The organism is Aquipuribacter nitratireducens (genome assembly GCF_037860835.1).
Taxonomy (GTDB): Bacteria; Actinomycetota; Actinomycetes; order Actinomycetales; family JBBAYJ01; genus Aquipuribacter; species Aquipuribacter nitratireducens.
Map to the genome: position 1 here is coordinate 77,724 of NZ_JBBEOG010000005.1, position 17,896 is coordinate 95,619.

At 72.2% G+C, this 17,896-nt stretch carries 15 protein-coding genes; 11 read left to right on the forward strand and 4 right to left on the reverse strand.

Features of this window, described 5'->3' with window-relative positions:
* Positions 1-195 precede the first annotated feature (195 nt).
* The 4 genes from WAB14_RS11020 to WAB14_RS11035 all read right to left on the reverse strand — a co-directional run bounded on the left by WAB14_RS11020 (position 196) and on the right by WAB14_RS11035 (position 5,152).
* A complete protein-coding gene (locus WAB14_RS11020) occupies positions 196-2,136 on the reverse strand; it encodes a CE1 family esterase (protein ID WP_340269774.1) in 1,941 nt (646 codons plus the stop codon).
* Positions 2,137-2,257: 121 nt separating this feature from the next.
* Positions 2,258-3,103: a citryl-CoA lyase gene (locus WAB14_RS11025; protein WP_340269776.1), complete on the reverse strand. Its 846-nt coding sequence runs from the start codon at positions 3,101-3,103 to the stop codon at positions 2,258-2,260.
* A 1-nt stretch (position 3,104) separates the two neighbouring features.
* Positions 3,105-4,325, reverse strand: a complete 1,221-nt coding sequence (locus WAB14_RS11030; protein ID WP_340269777.1) for a CaiB/BaiF CoA transferase family protein — start codon at positions 4,323-4,325, stop codon at positions 3,105-3,107.
* On the reverse strand, positions 4,322-5,152 hold the full coding sequence (locus WAB14_RS11035; protein ID WP_340269778.1) for an IclR family transcriptional regulator: 831 nt from the start codon (positions 5,150-5,152) through the stop codon (positions 4,322-4,324). Before WAB14_RS11035 ends, WAB14_RS11030 begins: the two co-directional genes overlap by 4 nt.
* Positions 5,153-5,291: 139 nt before the next feature.
* Here WAB14_RS11035 and WAB14_RS11040 point away from each other — a divergent pair, with 139 nt between their 5' ends.
* From WAB14_RS11040 to WAB14_RS11090, 11 genes are all read left to right on the forward strand, one after another.
* Entirely contained in the window at positions 5,292-6,827 is a 1,536-nt protein-coding gene (locus WAB14_RS11040) for an aldehyde dehydrogenase family protein (protein WP_340269780.1), read from the forward strand.
* A complete protein-coding gene (locus WAB14_RS11045; RefSeq protein ID WP_340269782.1) occupies positions 6,824-8,629 on the forward strand; it encodes a thiamine pyrophosphate-binding protein in 1,806 nt (601 codons plus the stop codon). Before WAB14_RS11040 ends, WAB14_RS11045 begins: the two co-directional genes overlap by 4 nt.
* 14 nt (positions 8,630-8,643) lie before the next feature.
* The gene (locus tag WAB14_RS11050; protein ID WP_340269784.1) at positions 8,644-9,018 is read left to right on the forward strand and encodes a cupin domain-containing protein; all 375 of its coding nucleotides are present in this window, start codon (positions 8,644-8,646) and stop codon (positions 9,016-9,018) included.
* Positions 9,019-9,073: 55 nt separating this feature from the next.
* Complete coding sequence (locus WAB14_RS11055; RefSeq protein ID WP_340269786.1) at positions 9,074-10,198, forward strand: DctP family TRAP transporter solute-binding subunit; 1,125 nt, start codon at positions 9,074-9,076, stop codon at positions 10,196-10,198.
* A 66-nt stretch (positions 10,199-10,264) separates the two neighbouring features.
* Entirely contained in the window at positions 10,265-11,011 is a 747-nt protein-coding gene (locus tag WAB14_RS11060) for an SDR family NAD(P)-dependent oxidoreductase (protein ID WP_340269787.1), read from the forward strand.
* Positions 11,012-11,063: 52 nt separating this feature from the next.
* The gene (locus tag WAB14_RS11065) at positions 11,064-11,681 is read left to right on the forward strand and encodes a TRAP transporter small permease (protein WP_340269789.1); all 618 of its coding nucleotides are present in this window, start codon (positions 11,064-11,066) and stop codon (positions 11,679-11,681) included.
* Complete coding sequence (locus tag WAB14_RS11070) at positions 11,678-12,952, forward strand: TRAP transporter large permease (RefSeq protein WP_340269790.1); 1,275 nt, start codon at positions 11,678-11,680, stop codon at positions 12,950-12,952. The genes WAB14_RS11065 and WAB14_RS11070 overlap by 4 nt, the downstream gene beginning before the upstream one ends.
* Positions 12,949-14,943, forward strand: coding sequence for an oxidoreductase (locus tag WAB14_RS11075; RefSeq protein ID WP_340269792.1), 1,995 nt, complete (start codon positions 12,949-12,951; stop codon positions 14,941-14,943). The genes WAB14_RS11070 and WAB14_RS11075 overlap by 4 nt, the downstream gene beginning before the upstream one ends.
* On the forward strand, positions 14,940-15,767 hold the full coding sequence (locus WAB14_RS11080; RefSeq protein WP_340269793.1) for a sugar phosphate isomerase/epimerase family protein: 828 nt from the start codon (positions 14,940-14,942) through the stop codon (positions 15,765-15,767). Before WAB14_RS11075 ends, WAB14_RS11080 begins: the two co-directional genes overlap by 4 nt.
* A complete protein-coding gene (locus WAB14_RS11085; protein WP_340269794.1) occupies positions 15,764-16,771 on the forward strand; it encodes a zinc-dependent alcohol dehydrogenase in 1,008 nt (335 codons plus the stop codon). Before WAB14_RS11080 ends, WAB14_RS11085 begins: the two co-directional genes overlap by 4 nt.
* Positions 16,768-17,703 carry a DMT family transporter gene (locus tag WAB14_RS11090; protein WP_340269795.1) on the forward strand — a complete coding sequence of 312 codons (936 nt, stop codon included), beginning with the start codon at positions 16,768-16,770 and terminating at the stop codon, positions 17,701-17,703. Before WAB14_RS11085 ends, WAB14_RS11090 begins: the two co-directional genes overlap by 4 nt.
* Positions 17,704-17,896 lie beyond the last annotated feature (193 nt).

Here is a 17,896-nt window from a genome sequence, read left to right on the forward strand (position 1 = left end):
TGGGGGTCGTGCTGGTGGACGGCCGCGGCAGGACCGGGGAGGTCCAGCAGGCGGACCAACCGTGCCACCTAACAGTACGAACATATGTGCTGGTCGGAGCCGTGCGCAAGGGTCGGCCGCAGGTCCGGCAGGCGGACCGCTCGAGGACCGGGCTGGCCCGTGGGCTCGCGCGCGACGGGCGCGCGGGCCGAGCGCTCACGGCAGGATCTGCGTCTCGTCCCCGGCCACGGTGAATCCCGACGGGCTGTACCAGCGCACCACCTGACCGTCGGGTGCGATCTCGCTGCGGTAGCTCTTGAGGAAGTCCCACAGGAGCGGTGTCTCCTCCGGGATCGTGTTGTGCGACCGGAACTCGTTCAGCGTGAGGCGGTAGACGGGCACGTCGGTCCCCGGCTGATGCCACTCCCAGGTCCGCAGCCGGTCCTGGAAGCCCGACACCACGCCCTGCCTGTCCTCGACGTCGTCCAGCGTCAACCCGTTGTTCGCGAGGTGGTAGGCGACCATCTGGTCCAGGGTGTTCGTCGTGCCGTCCCAGACGGTGCCGCGCAGGTTAGACAGGTCGCCCTCGCCGTAGACGAAGTAGCTCGGGATGGGCTCGTTGGCCGCCGGGTACACGACGCCTTCCACGTTCACCGTCCCGGCGGCGGTGGGCGCGATGCCGCCCGACGTCGCCGCCACCGCGGCGAAGTACTCGGGCATGGCGATTGCGAAGCGCTGCGAGACCATGCTGCCGGCTGACTGGCCCGTCGAGTAGAAGCGCGTGGGGTCCACGTCGTACTCGGCGAGCAGCACCTCGCGCAGCTGTTGGAAGAAGACGACCGAGTCGGTGTGGCTCACCGAGACGGAGCTGGCGCTGTACTGCTCCCCGATGACGACCAGGACCGCACCGCCGTCGTCGGCCACGGATATCCAGTCGGTCGCGTCGAGGAACAGCCGGGCGGTCTGGGTGTTGCCGGGCCACACGAAGACGACGGGCGCGCGGCTGCCCCACAGCTGCCGCGCCGAGGCGGGCACGTAGACGATGTACTCGCGCAGGTCGCCGTCGACGAGCATGGTGCGGATCTCGACCCCGGGGGCGGAAAGATCGGCTCGCTCGAAGAGCGCGTTGCCGTACGCGAAGAAATTCTCGTAGCGGGTGTAGTACGTCAGGAAGGCGTCGACCTGGGCGGTGGTCCGGGCGTTGAAGTAGCTCACGGGCCGGTCGGACACCGCCACCTGGGAGATCGGCCCGGCGTGCGAGGTCATCCAGCGCTGCGAGTCGGCGGACTGCGACCACACGCGTCCCAGTGTCTGGTCCCGCACAGCAGTCGGGACCGTGTCGTTGGCCGTGCGCCAGTACGCGAGGCTCGCATCGACCGAGGCGGCCGGGTCGATGTACCAGGTGGGGAGCACGGTCTCGTCGTACCGGATCAGCGGGAAGCCCTCGGGGAAGGTCACGGTGGTGTACCCGGCGTCGGTCGTCCCGTCGAAGGTGCGCGACGCGAACGAGCCGAGGTAGTCCTGTGGCAGTCCGGTGGAGCCGAGGTAGGCCTGGGCGATGACGCGCAGCGGGTGGGCGACCGCCCACGCCTCGAGCGGGGCCGCGCCGCCGTCGTAGCCGACCAGGTAGTGCTCGCCGAAGATCGAGAAGTACCGGTTGGACTGGTAGAAGGCCATGGCGGCGTCGACGTACTGGCGCTCCACCTCCGCGCTCGCCCACCCGCCCGGGCCGGGCTCGAGCACGAACAGGCCCTCGTCGCGTGAGTCGGCGATGTCCCGCCATCCGCTCTTCCACAGGAAGGAAGCCGTATCGGTGCCCTCGGGCACCGCGATGACCGTGTAGTACGCACGGATCGGTGTGTCAGCGGAGATGTAGACCTTCGCCGTCCGGGTCGTCCCGCCGACGTCGAAGCTCTTCTCCCAGTAACCCGTCATCTCGGCGGGCAGCCTGTTCGCCCGGGAGAAGTCGTAGTCCGGGAACGGTCGTCCGTCGAGCGAGGTGGCGGGTCCCAGCTTCCCGCTCGGCCCACCGGCGCCTGCGTTCCCCCTGTCCGGCCTGGGAGCTGCCACCGCGGCGGCGGTGCCGGCGTGCGCGACGAAGGCGCCGAGCGCGGCCGCTGCGGTCCCGCGGACAAACGTGCGTCGTTGCAGAGTCATCATCGTCTCCTTGGTCCACTAGACGGACCTGATGTACCGTCCAGTAGACCGCAGGCTATGAGGGCACGACGACGGGGCGCAAGATCCTTGCGCCGGCAGCTGCAGCTGCAGCTGCGGGTGCTCAGGCGGAGCGCGTGGCGCCAGGGCCGTCGTAGGGCGGCAGCAGCGTCGGAGGCATCGGCCCCTTGTTGCGCCTGCCCGATCCGCTCTCCTCCCACGCGTGCGCCAGGATGCCGACGCTGCGGCTCAGCACGAAGAGACCTCGCGCGAGCGCGGGAGGGAAGCCGAGCTCCCCGTAGACGACGGCCGTGGCCCCGTCGATGTTCATCGGCACGGGCGGGCGGCCCGGCCGCTCCAGCGCGGCCTCCACCGCCAACGCGGCACGGAGGTGCCGGCCCGGCACCGTGCCGGCCGTGGCGGCGTCGGCGACACGATGGAGGAGGGGGTCGCGTCGAGGGTCCCGGGGGTGGAACCGGTGCCCGAAGCCGGGGACGTACCGGCTGCGCTGCTTCGCGGCCGCCACGGCGCGGACGCCGGCCTCCTGCCAGTCCGCGCCCTCCTCGTCCACCAGACGGAGGCACTCGGAGTAGACCTCCATGCACTGCTCGCCCGCGCCGCCGTGGACGTCGCCGAGGACGTTGACGCCGGAGGCCATGGCGCTGTTGAGGCCGACCCCGCACGTCGCCGCCATCCGGGCGATGGCGATGGACGGCGCCTGCGGCCCGTGGTCGGTCGAGGCCACGAGAGCGGCCTCCAGCAGAGCGGCCTCCTCCGGTGACGGCCGCTCCCCGCGCACCATCAACCAGATCATCTCGACGAACGAGACGGCTCCGATGAGCTCCTGCACCGGTACACCACGGTGCTCGACGACTCCTGGTGCGATGCGCGTCACCCCGGTGCGCCACCAGGCGGTGACCCGGTCCTCGCTCGGCAGCGGCGGTGCCGCGCCGCCGGTCTCGCGGGTCACCTCACGCCTCCATCGCCGCGGCCGGTCCGCGAACCGAGAGCTCCTCGTTGTGCTCGCCCAGCCGTGGGGCCCGCCTGGGCGGTGCCGTCGCGCGACCGTCGACCCTCACGCCGGAGCCCGCGACGCGGACCGTCCGATCGCTGTCGTCGGGGAACGGCAGGTCGGTGAAGAAGTCGCGGTGCTGCAGCTGGTCGAGATCAACCGCCTGCCGGACCGTCAGGACGCGTGCCGCCGGGACGCCGTGAGTGGACAGCAGCTCCTCCCACTCGCCGGCGCTGCGGGTCTGCAGAGCCCGGTTGAGCTCGGCATTGAGCTCCGCGCGGTGCACCTTGCGGGACTCCCGGTCGGAGAAGCGCGCGTCGTCACAGAGGTCCTGCCGTCCGACCAGCCGGCAGAGCACCTCGAACTGCTCCTGCCGGTTGGCGGCGATGTTCAGTGGCCCGTCTGCAGCCACGAAGGTCCCGGACGGCGCGGCGGTCGCGTTCTGGTCGCCCATGGGCGATGGCTCGATGCCGCTCACCAGGTAGTTCGACACGGCCCACCCCATCGCCGACAGGGACGCCTCGAGCATGGAGACGTCCAGGTGCGCCCCCTTGCCGGTGCGCTCCCGCGACACCAGGGCCGCGTTGATGGCCATGGCCGCGACCAGACCCCCGACCGTGTCGCAGATGGGGAACCCGACTCGCAGGGGGGCGGTGTCGACGGTCCCGGTGATGCTCATCATCCCCGACAGCCCCTGAACGATCTGGTCGTAGGCCGGTCGTTGGCTCATCGGTCCGGACTGGCCGAAGCCGGAGATGGCGCAGTAGACCAGGCGCGGGTTCCGCGCCCGGAGCGTCTCCCACGGGTAGCCGAGCCTGCCCATGACGCCGGGCCGGAAGTTCTCGACGAGGACGTCGGCGCCGTCGAGGAGCAGCTCGAACCGCTCCCGTCCCGCGGGGTCCTTGAGGTCCACCTCCACCGACCGCTTGCCTGCGTTCTGGGCGAGGAAGGAGGCGCCGAGGCCGCGCCGGTTGAGCTCGGGGTCGGGGCCGAGCTGTCGGGCGAGGTCGCCGCGCCCGGGGACCTCCACCTTCGTCACGTCCGCGCCGAGCAGTAGCAGCTGGTACGTGCAGTACGGGCCGGCGAGGACGTTCGTCAGGTCGAGCACGCGGACGCCGGCGAGCAGACCGCTCCGCGGTGCAACGCCGTCCCCCCACGCGCGATCGTGGTCCGCGCTCACCCGGCGCCTCCGGCGGTGAGCGCCGTCCCTCGTCCGGTCATCGCGTCGGCTGCTGCGCGGAGCGCGGTCACGAACTGCTCGACACGCTCGGGCGTGAACCTGGCCGTCGCGCCGCTCAGCGAGAGGGCCCCGACGACCGTGCCGTCGCCCTGCAGCAGGGGAACGGCCACCGCCGAGACGCCGGACTCGCGCTCGCCGTGGCTGACCGCGTAGCCCGCGGCAGCCACCTGCGCCACCGCCGCGCCCAGCGATGCGGCGTCGAGCCCGGCCGACCCTGCCGGTGCCGTGGCGACGACCCGCTCTAGGAGGTCCGGTGCCGCATCGCGCAGCAGGACCTTGGCCGAGGCGCCTCCCCACAGCGGCAGCTCGTCGCCGACGCGCACGACGTGCCTGAGCGCCCGCGGGCTCTCCTCCTGCGCGATGCACACGCGGTGGACGTCGCGGCGCACGTACAGGTTGACCGTCTCCTGCTGCTGGTCGGCCATCTCGCGCATCCTTCGGCGGGACTCCGGCGGCAGCTCCCACGCGTTGCGAGCCAGGTGCGCCCACCGCCAGAGTCCTGGTCCGGCGGTGTAGCCGGAGCTAGTGGCCCAGAGCAGCCCGCACTGCACGAGCGTCTGCGTGAGGCGGATGACCGTGGTCTTCGCCAGGCCCGTCGCGTCGACGATCTCCCGGATCGTGATCTGCGGACGGTCCTCCGTCAGCAGCCCGAGGATGTCCAGGGCGCGCTGCACGCTGCGGACGCCGCCGGCGCCGTCCTGCGAGGTGCTCGGCGAGGCGTCGGGGACCGGGCTGGCCGCCACTGCGGTGGCGTGCTGCTTGGGCATGGGCACCTCTCGTTCCTCTTCGTTGAAGCCTGACGCCTGGGTAACGGATCGGTCTCACGCTTGCCAGGTGTCGGGGACCGTCGTATGTTACGCCAAGTCCACTGAGCGGTCCACAAGGTCCGTCTGACGGAAAGAGACGATGGTGTCGAGGTCGGAAGCCCAGTCCCCCGCTGATGTCGAGGACGTCCTGTGCCTCGTGGCGGGCAGCTGGTCCACGGGGGAGTGGGTCGAGCGCACAAGCCCGTGCGCAGGTCGTGTCGTGAGCCGTACCGCGCAGGCCGACCCGCGGGCTGCCCGGACGGCGCTCGCGTACGCGGCCGAGGGGGCCTCGGTCGTCGCCGCCATGTCGCCGGCGGCACGGGCCGGTGTCCTGGACCGTGCTGCGGGGCTGCTGCTCCGAGACCGCGACGAGGTGGCCCGACTGCTGGCGCTCGAGCTCGGCAAGCCCGTCAAGGACGGTCGTGGCGAGGTGCTCCGCGCCGCCGACACGCTCTCGGTGGCGGCTGCCGAGGCACGGCGGATCGGTGGCGAGGTCCTGCCCACTGCCGGGTGGGAGCGGGGCGTGGGCACGACAGCCATGACCTACCGCGCACCTGTCGGTGTCGTCCTCGTCATCACGCCCTTCAACGCGCCGGTCAACCTGCTCGCGCACAAGCTGGCCGCTTCGTTCGCGGCCGGCAACACGACCATCGTGAAGCCTCCGCCGCAGGCTCCTGCCTCGTCGACCGCACTGGTGCGCGTCCTGCTGGAGGCCGGCATGCCGGTGGAGGCCGTTCAGGTGCTGCACGGAGGAGCGGAGGTCGCGGAGCTGCTGACGGGTGCACCCGAGGTGGCGGCCATCAGCTTCACCGGCAGCGCCGCGACCGGGCACGCCGTCGCCCGCAGCGGCGCGGGCAAGCGCCTCGTGCTGGAGCTGGGCGGGAACGCCGCGACGATCGTCTGCGAGGACGCCGACGTCGCGGCGGCCGCGACGATGACCGCCCGGACCGGCTACAGCAACTCGGGCCAGAGCTGCATCTCGGTGCAGCGCGTCTACGTCCATCGCTCCCTCGTGGCGGACTTCAGCAGGCTACTCGCCGACGAGGTGGACCGGCTCGTCGTGGGCGACCCCCTGGAGGAGACCACGGACGTGGGCAGCATGGTGGACGAGGCCGCCGCCAGCCGGGTTCAGGCCTGGGCCCACGAGGCGCAGCAGGGCGGTGCGACGTTGCTCCGCGGCGGGGGGCGCGACGGCGCGACCCTGCACCCGACCGTCGTGGTCGACCCGCCGCCCGGCGCCACCATCGTGCGTGAGGAGGTGTTCGGCGCGGCGGTCGTGGTTCTCCCCTACGACGACTTCGACGCCGTCATCGACGAGTGCAACCGGAGCAGGTACGGCCTCCAGGCCGGCTTGTTCACCCGGGACCTCCATCGCGTCATGACGGCGTGGCGGCGGCTCGAGGTCGGCGCCGTCGTGGTGGGCGGCACCTCGAACTTCCGGCTCGACCACGTGCCCTTCGGTGGGGTCAAGGACTCCGGCATCGGGCGGGAGTCCCCGCGGTGGATGGTCGACGACTACACGCACGTGAAGACCCTGCTGCTGCGCGACCTCTCGCTGTGGGGCACCGGCACAGCGCCCGTGACCACCGTTCCCGCAGTCCCCGCAGACGCCGCCCCCCAGGAGGACAACGAATGACGCTCGACCTCACCGACAGCGCCGGCCGCGAGGAGATCGCCGCCGACCACACCCCCCTGCCGGCGGGCAGCACCGGCGCGGACGTTGTGGTCCGTCAGCTGGAGGCGATGGGCGTCGAGTACGTCTTCGGGCTCTGCGGGCACTCCAACATCGCGCTGCTGGACGCGCTCGGCAAGAGCTCCATCGACTTCGTCGTCTTCCGGCACGAGCAGACCGCGGCCCACGCCGCCGACGGGTACGCCAGGGCCAGCGGCAAGCCGGGCGTGGTGCTGGTCCACGTCGGTCCCGGCATGACCAACGCGATCACCGGCGTGCTCACCGCGGCCCTCGACTCCGTGCCCCTCGTGGTCATCGGCGGTGACATCCCCTCGTACTACCGCGGCCGTCATCCCCACCAGGAGATCAACCTGCACGCCGACGCGGACCAGGTGGCGGTGTACCGGCCCTTCGTCAAGCGCGCCTGGGACGTGAGCCGGGTTGAGGACCTACCGCGCTTCCTGGAGCGTGCGTTCTGGACAGCGCAGAACGGGCGGCCCGGGGCCACGCTGCTCAACGTCCCGATGGACATGTTCTCCCGCCCGCTCGACCTCGAGGCCGCGGACCGGTACCCGCTCCCGGTGGCCGCGCCGGCGCCGGACCTGTCGCCGGAGGCCGCCGACCAGGTCGCCGCCGAGCTCGAGGCGGCGGAGCGCCCGCTCCTGTACGTCGGGGGCGGCCTGCGGGAGCCGGGGTCACGCTCTGCGCTCCTGCGCATCGCCGAGCGGCTCGACATCCCCATCGTGCACTCCCTGATGGCCAAGGGCACCGTGCCCGACGAGCACCCTCTCGCGCTGGGCATGCCCGGCTTCTGGGGCCTGGAGCTCACCAACTCCTACTCGCGTCAGGCGGACGTCGTGCTCGCGCTGGCCACTCGCTTCGCCGAGACCGACGCGAGCTCGTGGGAGCCGGAGCACACCTGGCGGATGCCGCCGACGCGCTTGCTGCACGTCGACATCGACCCAGCCGAGATCGGGCGCAACTACCCCGTCGCGCTCGGCATGGTGGCCGACGTCGGCAAGGCGGTGCTGGCGATCGACGCCGCCTTGGAGCGGCGCGGGACGGCGCCGGTGCGGCGTCCGGCGTTGCGGGAGGAGATCGCGGCCGCCCGGCGCGGCGTCTTCGCCGAGACCCGTGAACGGGGGGCGAGCGACGCCTTCCCGTTGCGACCCGAACGCATCCTCCGTGACCTGCTCGAGTCGCTGCCGTCGGACGCGGTGCTCGTCACCGACGTGGGGTGGAACAAGAACGGTGTCGCCCAGCGCTACGAGCTGCCCGCGGAGGGTCGGTTCATCACGCCAGGGGGTGCCTCGACGATGGGCTTCGGACCCGCCGGTGCGCTCGGTGTGCAGGTGGCGTGGCCCGACAGGACGGTCGTCGCCCTGATCGGCGACGGGGGGATGAGCGCGCAGCTGGCGGCTCTGCCCACCGCAGTCGAGCGCGGCCTTCCCGTCCTGTTCGTCGTCATGAACAACGCGGCGCACGGCACGATCGCGGACCTTCAGGCCGGGAGCTACGGGCGTAGCTACGGGTGCGAGTTCCTCGACCGGGACGGCAACCCCTACAGCCCCGACTTCGCGGCACTGGGACGCGCGTGCGGTCTCGACGGGTACGACGTGCCGGATGCGGCCTCGCTGCGCGACGTACTGCAGCAGGCCGTCGGTCGCCGGCGGCCGGCGGTCATCGACGTGCCCATGGTCAACGAGCCGGTCCCGACACCAGGTCACTGGAACATCAAGGACATCTACAAGGGCGCATTCGACTGAGAGGCGAGACACCGGTGCTGCATGTCATCAAGCCGTTCGAGGACGCGGACCCCGCGTGGCTGGGTCTGGACACGGACGGGCAGAGGCGAAAGGTCTTCAAGGTCCTCAACGAGGACCTGCGCGACTCGGAGTTCCTCACCGCGGGCCTCACGATCTTCGAGCCGGGGGAGGCCAGCTCCCTCCACCACCACCCGGACTCCGAGGAGATCAACTTCATCGTGAAGGGCTCGGGCGTCGTCGTCGGTGAGTCCGGCGAGGAGACCCCCTTCGGTCCGCACACCTTCATGTACATCCCCAAGGGCGAGAAGCACCAGCACATCAACACCGGCACGGAGCCGCTGTGGCTCGTCTTCGTCTACGGGCCTCACGGCCAGCTCCCCGTCACCTGACCTGCCCACAACCCCTCACCGGTGGCGACGGCGCCACCCCCACCTAGGAGAACGCATGTCCATCCGTCCGCACCGCCGCACCCGAGCCCTGCTCTCCCTGTCCGTCGTCGCCCTGCTGGCCCTCGCCGCCTGCGGGGACGACGGCGGCGACACCAGCCCCGAGGACGGCGCCACCGACGCGGGTGGTGCCGCCACGACCGACGCAGGCGCCACCGACGGTGCCACCGAGGGCGGCGCAGACGAGGGCGCCGGCGGGGACGAGGAGCCCGTGGAGCTGTCGTTCGCGAACAGCTATCCCGACACGCACCCCCACAACGAGTGCGGCGCCTTCGTCGTCCGCGACACGCTCGGCGAGGGTGACTCGGGCATCAGCATCGAGGTCTTCTCCAACAGCCAGCTCGGCCCGGACGCGGAGCGGTTCACGTCCGTGGCCTCGGGCGACATCGACATCGACATCCAGGGCAGCTCGGCCATCTCGGCGAGCTTCCCGGAGATCGGCGCCCTCGACGCCGCCTACGCCTTCGAGGGGCCGGACGCGCTCTTCGAGTTCGTCGACAGCCCCGCCTTCGAGGACCTGCAGGAGCGGATGCTCGAGGCGACGGGCGTCCGGGTGCTCGACGTCTGGTACTTCGGCATGCGCCACTTCACGGCCAACCAGCCGATCCGCACCTCGGAGGACTTCTCCGGTCTGCGGATGCGCTTCCCCGACAGCCCCCAGTACCTCGCGAACGCGGAGGCGCTCGGCGCCACGGCCGTGCCGGTGGCGTTCGAGGAGGTGTACCTGGCTCTGCAGCAGGGGACGATCGACGGGCAGGAGAACCCCATCCCGACGATCCGCGACCTCAACCTCCCCGAGGTGCAGAGCCACGTCAGCCTGACCGGTCACCAGGTCGGGTCCGTGCTCGCGATCGTGTCCGAGGACACGTGGCAGAGCCTCAGCCAGGGGCAGCAGGAGGCCCTGCAGGCCGCGATCAGCGAGACGCGCGACGGTGACCGGCAGTGCGTCGAGGACGCCGAGGCCGAGCTCGTCCAGCAGTGGCAGGACGAGGGGACCATGGAGGTCGTCGAGGACGTCGACCGTGAGGCCTTCGCCCAGCAGGCGGAGGAGTACTTCATGGAGAACTACTCCGGCGACCAGCTCGCGCTCTACGAGCAGATCCGCGAGATCGCCAACCAGTGACGCCCGGCGCCGCCCCCGGTGCCCCTACGCCGGGGGCGGCGCTGTGCCATCCATGAGGAGCAGCACGTGCAGGCACTTGTCACCGGGGGCCGTGGCGGGATCGGTCGCGCGGTCGTCGCCGGCCTGGAGGCCGACGGCTACGACGTCGTCGTCGCCGATGTAACCCCCGCCCCACCGGCCAGCACGCACGTCCGGCACGTGCAGGTGGACCTCAGCGCCGAGGCAGGAGTCAGGGAGGCCGTCGCCGCTGCGGCCTCCACCGGCGGCATCGACGCGCTCGTGGGGTGCGTCGGCATCTCCCCGAAGCGCGACGGGCGCGCGGCCGCACTCCACGAGCTGTCCACCGAGGAGTGGGAGACGGTGTTCCGGGTCAACGTCACCTCCGTGTTCCTCACACTCCGGGAGGCCTGGCCCGTTCTCACCGACGGGGTCGGGAGCGTGGTGAACCTCGTCTCGGTGGTGGCCAAGCTCGGAGCCGCCGGACCCCCGGAGACGTCGTTCGGGCTGCTGCACCCGGCCGGGGCCCACTACTGCGCCTCGAAGGCCGCTCTCGCGAGCCTGACCGCATCCGCGTCCCGTGCCCTCGCGCCTCGCGGTATCCGCTGCAACGGCGTCGCCCCGGGCGTGATCGGCTCGGGCATGAAGGGGTCCACCGACCCCGCCGTCCAGGAACGGATGGTGAGGCAGCTGCCGCTCGGCCGGGCAGGCGAGCCGGAGGAGGTGGCGGACGTGGTCCGCTTCCTCGTGTCGCCCGCCGCGCGCTACGTCACCGGCGAGATCATCGACGTGGACGGTGGCTGGGTCCCCGACTGATCGTCGGAGTCCGTCGCGCGACATCCGCTCACGACCTCGACGAGGAGGAAGCATGGCCCAGACCGTCAGGGTCGAGACAGGGCACGAGGTCTACCGGCCCGGCCCCGTGGGACGCGTCCTGCGCACGGTCGAGCTCGTCGAGCTCGTGCTGGGGGGCGTCCTCCTCGTCCTCATCCTCGTCCTCGTGTCGTCGCAGGTGGTCGCCCGGGTGACGCCGCTGGACAACCCGGTCTGGACCGGTGAGGTCGCGCGGTTCAGCCTCTTCTGGCTCGCCTTCGGCATCGCGGGCTACCTGATGGGCCGCGAGGAGCACGTCACGCTGACCGCGGTGGACGCCGTCCTCCCCCGCCTGGGCAAGATCATCGTCCACCGCTTCTCGTTGCTGGTGGTGGCGGCGACCTGCCTCGTCTTCGCCTACGAGGGCTACGACCTGCTGAGCTCCACCGGCCGGCTGCGAACCCCCGCCGCCGGGATCCCCGTCGGCTGGCTGTACATCCTCCCCACCGCCGGGATGCTCCTCACCGCCGCGCGGGCCCTGCTCATCGTGGCGCTGCCCGCTGCCCGCCCGATCCCCCATCCACCCGAGACGGCCGACGTCGTCGGGACCGCCCTCCAGGAAGGGCCTCCCGACGACCCCACCGTCGGGCGGAGCGAGAGGACACCGGCATGACCGTCACCGTGATGGCCATCGCGATCGCGCTGCTCATCGCCCTCCGCATCCCCATCGCCTTCGCGATCCTCGGACCCTGCCTGCTCTACATGTGGACGAGCGGGCAGTCGGTCGGCCTGGCGATGCGCACCGCCACCGGCGGGGTCAACAGCTGGCCGCTGCTCGCTGTGCCGCTCTTCATCCTGGTCGGCGTCCTGGCCACCCGGGCCGGCATCGCCGACCGCATGTTCGCGCTCGCCCTGGCCCTCCTGGGCCGACTCCGCGGTGCCCTGGGCTACGTCAACGTCGGCGTCAGCCTGGGCTTCTCCTGGATGAACGGCTCCGCGCTGGCGGACGCGGCCGGTGTCGGGGCCATCCAGGTCCCGCAGATGGTGAAGAACGGCTACCCCCGGCCCTTCGCGATCGGACTGACCGCGTCGTCGTCCGTCATCGGGCCGATCATGCCCCCGAGCATCCCGGCCGTCGTGTTCGCCTCCGTCGCCGCCGTCTCGACCAGCGCGCTCTTCGCCGCCGCGGTGGTTCCCGCCTTCATCATCGCGATGCTCCTGACGGCCTTCGTCTGGTTCTGGGCGCGCAAGCGGGAGGACCTGAGGAGCGTGCGGTTCTCCTGGCGGGAGGTCGGTCGCACCGCCGTCGCCGGCGTGGGTGCCCTCCTTGCGCCCGTGGTCATCCTGGGCGGCATCCTGTCCGGTTTCTTCACTCCCACGGAGGCCGCTGCCGTCGGTGCCCTCTACATGCTCCTGCTGGGCTTCCTCTACCGGACGCTCACTGTGCGCAACCTCCCTCGGGTGTTCGCCGACGCGGCGGTGACGACGGCATCGATCATGGTGATCCTCGGGGCGTCGGCGCTCCTCGGGTGGATCCTCGCCCGCGAGCGGGTGCCGCAGACGCTCGCCGGCCTGTTCCTCGAGATCAGCGACAGCCCCATCGTCTTCCTGCTCCTGGTGAACGTGCTGCTGCTGGTGCTCGGCGCAGTGCTCGAGCCCACGTCCGCGCTGGTGATCGGCGTGCCCGTCCTGCTGCCCGTCGCCGTCCAGCTGGGCATCGACCCGGTGCACTTCGGCGTCATCGTGGTGCTCAACCTCATGCTCGGGCTCCTCACGCCACCCATCGGCGGCGTCCTGTTCGTGCTGAGCTCGGTCACCCGGACACCGGTCGCGGAGGTGTTCCGGGGCGTCGCACCGTTCCTGGTGCCGCTCGCCGCCGCCCTGCTGCTCGTGACCTTCGCGCCCGGGCTCGTGCTGTGGCTGCCGGGGGTGCTCGGGTTGTGAGCGGCCTTTCGGGGCGTGCCGCCGGCCGACCTCTGACCCTTCGAGGGGTGCTGCTGCGCAACCGGGTCGTCGCGGCGCCGATGGAGCGCAACTACTGCGACCTCGCCGGCCGCGCCACCCAGCGCTACGTGGACTACCTCGGCGCGAGGGCCGCCGGCGGTGCGGCCCTCGTGTTCACGGAGTCGAGCTACGTCTCCCAGGTGTCGAAGGCGCGCCCGCACCAGATGGGCATGCACGACGACGCCGTGGTGCCCGCGCTGCGCGCCGTGGCCGACGCCGTCCACGCCGGCGGCGCGCTCCTGGGCGTGGAGCTCAACCACGCGGGGCGCGTCGTGCCGTCGACCGTCTCGCAGCAGGTGCCCGTCGCGCCGTCCGCCGTCGCGTGCCGCGAGATCGGGGGCGAACTGCCGCATGCGCTGAGCGAGGCAGAGGTCCAGGACGTGGTCCATGACTTCGCCGAGGCGGCGCGGCGTGCCGTCCGAGGCGGCGCAGACGTCATCTCCGTGCACGGGGCGCACGGCTACCTCATCGGGCAGTTCCTGTCCCCGCGGTCCAACCTCAGGACCGACCGCTACGGGCAGCCGACGGCCTTCCTCACCGACGTCGTCCGAGCGGTGCGAGGTGCGGTGGGGGAGAAAGTGCCCGTCTTCCTCCGGTTGTCGGCCTTCGAGGGGCTGCCCGGCGGTCTCGACGTCGAGGCGTCCCTGGCGCTCGTCGACCAGATACCCCTGGACGCCGTCGACGTGCTCGACCTCTCCGCCGGCACCTACGGCGCGGGACACTGGATCACTCCCAGCGGGGAGGTCGCCGAGGGGTACCTCGCCGACATCGCCGCGCGGTACCGACGCCGTAGCGGGCTCCCGGTGTCGGTGGCCGGGCGTGTCGTGTCACCGGACGTCGCGGAGCGACTGCTCGACTGCGGCGCTGTCGACCTCGTCGCATCGGCCCGTGCGCTGCACGCGGACCCGGCGTGGGCCCGTCACGTCGTCGAGGGCACGCAGCCGCGGCCGTGCATCGCGTGCAACCAGGGCTGCGCAGACGTCATCTTCACGGGTCGCCCGCTGTGGTGCGCCGCCAACCCGGGCACCGGTCGAGAGGGCCGAGCCCGCCCCGTCGTCGTCCGTGACCGCCCACCGACCGTAGCCGTCGTCGGTGGGGGCCCGGCGGGCCTCCAGGCCGCGCACGTGCTGGCGAGCGGAGGCGCCCGGGTGGTGCTGCACGAGCGCAGCGCCGTGCTCGGTGGGCAGCACGCCCTGGCGTCCCGGTTGCGCGCCAAACCCCAGTTCGGGCGGCTGCTCACGTGGTTCACCGCCGAGCTGGCACGCCTGCACGTCGAGGTGCGTCTCGCCTCGGAACCCGATCCGGGTGAGGTGCTGCACGCGGTGGACGGCGTCGTGCTCGCGCTCGGCGCCGAGGACTACCTGCCCCAGGTCCCCGGGGTCGACCACCCCCGCGTCGTCGGCATCCGCAGGTGGTTGCAGGAGCGCTCCGCGGAGGTGGAGCACGTCGCTGTCTGGGGCGCGGACCGTGCGGCCGTCTACGTCGCGGACGACCTCGCCTCCCGCGGGGTCGAGGTCACGCTGATAGCGCGAGCCGACGGTCTCGCGACCGACGCAGGAGCACGGGAGCGGCTCCACGCGGTCGAGCGCCTCCACGCGTCCGCCGCTGTCCGGCTGCACCTGGGCGCGGTCTTGACCGAGGTGCTGCCGGCCACCCTGCGCCTCTCCACGGCTGACGGTGTATCCGAGGTGGCGGCGGCCGGTCCGGTCCTGGTGTCGCAGGGCGCGATCCCGGCGGAAGGCTGGCAGCCCTGGAGCACCAGCGACGGCACGCCGGTCGAGCGTGCGGTCGGACCCGACCTCGCCACCTTCGACGCCGCCCTGCGGTACGGGCAGTCGGCGGCGGAGCGGCTGCTGCTCACCCTGTCGGGAGCCACCACCCGCGCCACCACCCCTGCCATCAGCGAGCGCGCGCTTCAGGCCGCGCCGTGACCATCACGCTGGTGCTGGAGCGCACGAGCGTCAGCACCTACACGACGCTCTGGAGGGAGGACGTCGGCGCGTTCTGCCAGGCCGTCGCCGAGGCGGGGTTCACGTCCATCGAGGTCCTCGCCGCGCCTCCGGAGGTCGACCTGGAGGACGTGGCAGCAGCCAGCGGGCGCCTCAACCGCGCCGTGAGAAGTACGGGCCTGACCGTGACGAGCGTCGTGCCGTCCGGTGTCGACGTCAACCTCGCCAGCGTCCAGGCAGGTGTGAGGGCCTGGAGCCGAGAGCAGTTCCGCAGGACCGCGCACCTCGCTGCGCTGCTGGGTGCCCCCGCCATGGTCGTGCACCCCGGGCGCCGGCACCCGCTGCGCCCACCACCCGTCGACGTGCTCGTCGGGCACGTGCGGGACGGCCTGACGGATGTGGTCGACGTCGCCAGGCGGGAGGGGGTGCAGGTGCTGCTCGAGAACGTGCCGACGGGCCTGCTCGACACGGGCGCGGAGTGCCTGGCGCTGACGGACGACGTGGAGGGGCTCGGTCTGGTGTACGACGTCGCCAACGGTCACATGGTCGAGGACGTGGGAGTCGCCCTTCGCCTGCTGGGACGCCGCCTGCAGCTGGTGCACCTGTCCGACACCCGACGCGACCGGTGGCTGCACGACCCCGTCGGGTCAGGCGACGTGCCGTGGGGCGCGGTCCTGGCCGCACTCGACGACGTCGGCTACGGCGGTCCGTTGGTGCTCGAGACCCTGCACGAGCAGCCGGGAGCCACCGGCTTCCTGCGCGACCTCGAGCACCTGTCGCACCCCTCAGCCCGAGCGCGCGCATGAAGGCCGTCTGCCTGACGGCCCCCAGGCGCGTCGTGGTGATGGACGTGCCCGAGCCCGACGTCGGACCGGGAGAGGTGCTCGTGCAGGTCCGTGCCGTCGGGCTGTGCGGGTCGGACCTCACGGTGTTCGACGGCGACAAGGCAGTCCCGGCGACGCCGTGGGTGCTCGGTCACGAGTGCGGCGGCACGGTCGTCTCCGTCGGCGCCGGGGTCGACGCGTCCCTCGTCGGTCGGACGGTCGTCGTGGAACCGAACGTCCCCTGTCGGTCCTGCGGCGCGTGCCGTGAGAGCAGGACGTCGCTGTGCCCGCACCGCCGCATCCTCGGCATGAACGTGCCGGGAGTCCTCGCGGAGCGGGTCGTCGTGCCCGGTGATCACGCGTGGCCAGTACCGGACGACTGGCCGCCGCAGCTCCTCGCACTCGTCGAGCCGCTCGCCGTGGCCGTGGCCGCCGTCCGCCGTGCCGGTCTGGTCGGCGGGGAGGACGTCGCCGTCGTCGGGGGCGGGGCGCTGGGTCTGCAGCTCTGCCTGGCGCTGGTCGCCGCAGGGCACAGCCCGTCGGTGGTCGACCTCGACCCGGCCCGCGTCGCCGCCGCCGAGACGATCGGTGCCCGGGCCCACGACGACACCAGGCGGTACGACGTGGTGCTCGAGACCGCAGGTGCGCCCGGAGCGGTTGCGGGCGCCGTCGAGCTGGCGAAGCCCGGTGGACGGGTCGTCCTCATGGGTCTGCCCCCGCGACCGGTCGAGCTGCCGGTCTCCGAGGTCGTCCGCCGCGGCCTGGTCGTCCTCGGCTCGATCATCTACGACCACCCGCAGGACTTCCGGCAGGCGGTACGGCTGGCTGGTGCGGCGGAGGTCCGCGCCGTCGCAGCGGGGCTCGGCGCGGGTCGGTCGCCGGGTGAGGCGGCGCTCGCCTTCGAACAGGCGCGGAGTCGGCCGACCAAGTCCTGGGTGGACTGCTCGTCGTGGTCCGCACCCGGCGACGAGCCGGACAGGGAGTGAAGGGATCCGAGCCGCCGGTGGGACGGCTGCTGCCGGAGCACTCCCACCCCCCGACCAAGGACCTCGCCCTGCTCTCGTTCGCGGTCCTCTGCGGGTCGACGGCGCCTCCGCTCATGGCCGCGCTCGCGGTTCCCGCCGTCGCCATCGCGTTCTGGCGCAACGCCTTGGCGCTCGTCGTCGTCTGGCCGACCGCACTGCTCCGGCAGCGCGGTGGCTTCCGCGCCCTGACGCCGCGGGTCGGGCTGGCCGTCGCCTTCGCGGCCGCGATGCTCGGACTGCACTTCGCGGGGATGGCCACGGCACTGCAGTACACGTCGGTCGCCTCGGCCGCGGCGCTGGTCTGCTCGCAGTCCATCTGGGCCGCGCTCTTCGCCCGCGTGCTGGGGGAACGGCTGCCGCCGCTCGCGTGGGTCGGCACCCTGGTCGCGCTGTCCGGTGTCGTCGCCGTGACGGGGGTCGACCTGACGCTGTCGCGCAGCACGCTGCTGGGCAACGCGCTCGCCGTGGTCGCGGGCATGGCAGGCGGGGCCTACATGGTGACCGGTGGGGTCGTGCGGCGCCGGTTGGGTGTGCACGTGTACACGGCCGTTTGCTACACGATGTGCGCGCTGATGATGCTGGCCCTTGCCGTGGCCCTCGGGCAGGACCTCTGGGGCTACTCCGCGGTGGCGTGGAGCCAGCTCGTCGCCCTCACCGTCCTGGCGCAGCTGCTGGGGCACTCGCTGTTCAACTTCGTCATGAGGTCGGTCAGCCCCAGCTTCGTCTCACTCGGCCAGCTCTTCACCATGCCGGTGTCGGCTCTGCTCGCAGCGATCTTCTTGCGGCAGGCACCACCTCTCATGGCGCTGCCCGCATTAGCCCTGATGCTGGCGGGCACCGCCGTGGTCGTGCTGACCCAGCGGCGTCGAGCTGCCGTCACGGAGGGCGCGTGACGGGACCGCCGCTGCGTCATCCGTCGAGGTAGTGGAGCCTCGGAAATGGCGCCGCGTAGATGGTCGATGCGAGGCAGCGACGGCGGTCGGGGCGGTGCTCACGTCCGGCCCGGAGAATCGACCGACGTGGCGATGGCGCCGTCGACGGCGGTGGGGCGGGGGCCGGTCCGGACGTCGAGGGCTGCCCGGCCAC

Excerpts from the sequence above, each read along its gene's own strand:
- WAB14_RS11070 (WP_340269790.1), top strand. The coding sequence starts at position 11,678 with ATGACCGTCACCGTGATGGCCATCGCGATCGCGCTGCTCATCGCCCTC.
- WAB14_RS11065 (WP_340269789.1), top strand. The coding sequence starts at position 11,064 with ATGGCCCAGACCGTCAGGGTCGAGACAGGGCACGAGGTCTACCGGCCC.
- WAB14_RS11035 (WP_340269778.1), bottom strand. The coding sequence starts at position 5,152 with ATGCCCAAGCAGCACGCCACCGCAGTGGCGGCCAGCCCGGTCCCCGAC.
- WAB14_RS11040 (WP_340269780.1), top strand. The coding sequence starts at position 5,292 with ATGGTGTCGAGGTCGGAAGCCCAGTCCCCCGCTGATGTCGAGGACGTC.
- WAB14_RS11020 (WP_340269774.1), bottom strand. The coding sequence starts at position 2,136 with ATGACTCTGCAACGACGCACGTTTGTCCGCGGGACCGCAGCGGCCGCG.
- WAB14_RS11045 (WP_340269782.1), top strand. The coding sequence starts at position 6,824 with ATGACGCTCGACCTCACCGACAGCGCCGGCCGCGAGGAGATCGCCGCC.
- WAB14_RS11085 (WP_340269794.1), top strand. The coding sequence starts at position 15,764 with ATGAAGGCCGTCTGCCTGACGGCCCCCAGGCGCGTCGTGGTGATGGAC.
- WAB14_RS11055 (WP_340269786.1), top strand. The coding sequence starts at position 9,074 with ATGTCCATCCGTCCGCACCGCCGCACCCGAGCCCTGCTCTCCCTGTCC.